The organism is Acidovorax delafieldii 2AN, assembly GCF_000175235.1.
GTDB classification, from domain to species: Bacteria; Pseudomonadota; Gammaproteobacteria; order Burkholderiales; family Burkholderiaceae_C; genus Acidovorax; species Acidovorax delafieldii_B.
The window spans coordinates 1-1,990 of record NZ_ACQT01000422.1; the positions used below are offsets into that span (position 1 = coordinate 1).

The following is a 1,990-nucleotide window of genomic DNA, read 5'->3' on the forward strand; positions in this document are numbered from 1 at the left end:
TGGTAGCCGGGCCGCTGCTGCAGCCGCTGCCAGTAGGCCTGCGTCGCCGGTCCAAATTGCGCGTTCAGCCCCAGGTGCTCCGCCAGCAGCAGCGCATACCCCACCGCCACATCCGCTGCGGTAAAGCGCCCCGCACACAGATGCTCGTTTTGCGCCACGGCAGATTCCACCGCCCGCAGCCGCGCCAGAAACCAGCGGCTGTAGTCCTCCACCACCTGCGGCTGCTGCCGCTCTGCGGGCTCAAAGCGGCCATAGCGCAGCACCAGCGTCTGCGGAAAGGTCAGCGTGGCATCGCTCGTGTGCAGCCAGTTCAGGTAGGCGCCATACGCCGGGTGCGTGGGCGCCACTTCCAGCCCCGCGCTGGGGTGTATGGCGGCCAGGTACTGGCACATGGCGGCGGATTCGGTCATGCGGACATCGCCCTGCACCAGCAGTGGCACCGTGCCCAGCGGGTTCTCGTCCAGAAACCACCGCGCCTTGGCGCGCGGAGGGAAGGGCAGCATGTGGAGCTGGTAGGGCAGTTGCAGCTCTTCGAGCATCCACAGGGGTCGAAAGGAACGGGCACTGACGCAGTGGTGGAGGTGGAGCATGGGGGGAGTTCTGATAGCGCAACAAAGCAGATCGATCTGCTCTACACCGGATTCAGCCTTGGGGTGAATTCAACACGCTCGCTAATAAAAGCAGCGATTTGTGCAGGACTGAACCGGCTCGCATCGATGTATCCGTTTTGCGGAAAAATACCCTCTACGGCCCCTTCGTCCATCCGAACAAACATGATCCGCCCTTTTTCTCTCGCCGCAGTCATTACTGCTCGAATAGCGTTCCACTCAATGTTGGGCCACATCTTTCGTTGGTAATCGGCGCCAATGAAAACCACTAACAGCCTGGAGCGCCTAGCGTAAATGTCTTGCAGCAACAGGTCGAGCCCAGGTCGAGCTAGTTGAGCCTGATAGTTCATATCGTAGAAACAGGCATGAGTTCCGAGTAGGGCTGTGGCTTCTTTGGCAACAGCCTCTACCAAATCTCGATACTCACCTGGGAATGAAAACGCCACGTCGAAGCAGTGATTTGTTATGTCCACTCTGACGGGTACTGTTGGCGGATGACCTTGACTTGCGAATTGGGGCGGCAAGATGATTCCTTTCGACGCTAGCTCCCGCGCCAAATTCACATCTTTAACTGCCCAATGGGTGCGGGAAGCCTCCCAACTGCCCAGGTCGAGTTCTGCCCCCATCTTCCACAGCTCATCGTTAGTTAGGAATTTGGGGAGGTTGACTAATTCATAGTCGATACGTACCTCCAAGCGATTGGAACGCTTGCTGATTTCAGTGATTCTTCCGAACTTGGGCGCTTTTCCAACAGACTGTTCGTAGGCAAAGATTGTCGGCAGCCTCGTCAATTCCGCTGAGCTTGCCGAGTCAAAGGAACCCAATCTTTCTGTAATGGCGGCATCTGTGTACTCGCGCAAACTACGACTTAGCGGAAACGTAGTAGCTTGACCATCCCAATCATTTTCGTCAGCAGTAACAAGCAAATTGAACATTGAAGATCTCCTGAATTGAAAACTTTAGTCCACGATCAATTGCGTAACATCGCCCTGTAGAAAAAAATCAGCATCGAAGCTGCGTTTTGGCACGTATCCGAGGAGCAGTTTGAGCACTACCAGCATCGCTGCCGTTTTTTTACAAGGGCCTTACCACCCTCCGAAACTCCGCCGGCGACTGCCCCGTCCATCCCCGGAACGCCCGGATAAAACTCTTCTCGTTCTCAAACCCCGCCGCCTCGGCCACCTGCTTGATCGGCCGTTGTGTGCGGTGCAGCAGCTCTACCGCGCGGGTGCGGCGCACGTCATCCTTCAGGCCCTGCAGCGTGGCGCCTTCTTCCTTCAGTTGCCGGTGCAGCGTGCGCGGCGACACGTGCAGCAGCGCGGCCAGCGATTCGGCACTGTGCTGGGGCAGGGCGTGGGCGGGTTGGCCGGGCAGGGGCGCGG

3 protein-coding genes are annotated in these 1,990 nt (G+C 58.1%); all 3 read right to left on the minus strand.

Annotation, left to right across the window (positions count from 1 at the left end):
- On the minus strand, positions 1 to 590 hold a 590-nt coding region (locus tag ACDELDRAFT_RS21780; RefSeq protein WP_040330505.1), incomplete at its 3' end, for a glutathione S-transferase family protein.
- A gap of 41 nt (positions 591 to 631) precedes the next feature.
- A complete protein-coding gene (locus ACDELDRAFT_RS21785; RefSeq protein ID WP_005800716.1) occupies positions 632 to 1,543 on the minus strand; it encodes a TIR domain-containing protein in 912 nt (303 codons plus the stop codon).
- A gap of 139 nt (positions 1,544 to 1,682) precedes the next feature.
- Positions 1,683 to 1,990, minus strand: a 308-nt coding sequence (locus ACDELDRAFT_RS21790) for a helix-turn-helix transcriptional regulator (protein ID WP_005800720.1), incomplete at its 5' end; no start/stop codon positions are given.

What these genes read in the sequence shown, in the direction of transcription:
- ACDELDRAFT_RS21785 (WP_005800716.1), bottom strand. Translation starts at nt 1,543, where the DNA reads ATGTTCAATTTGCTTGTTACTGCTGACGAAAATGATTGGGATGGTCAA.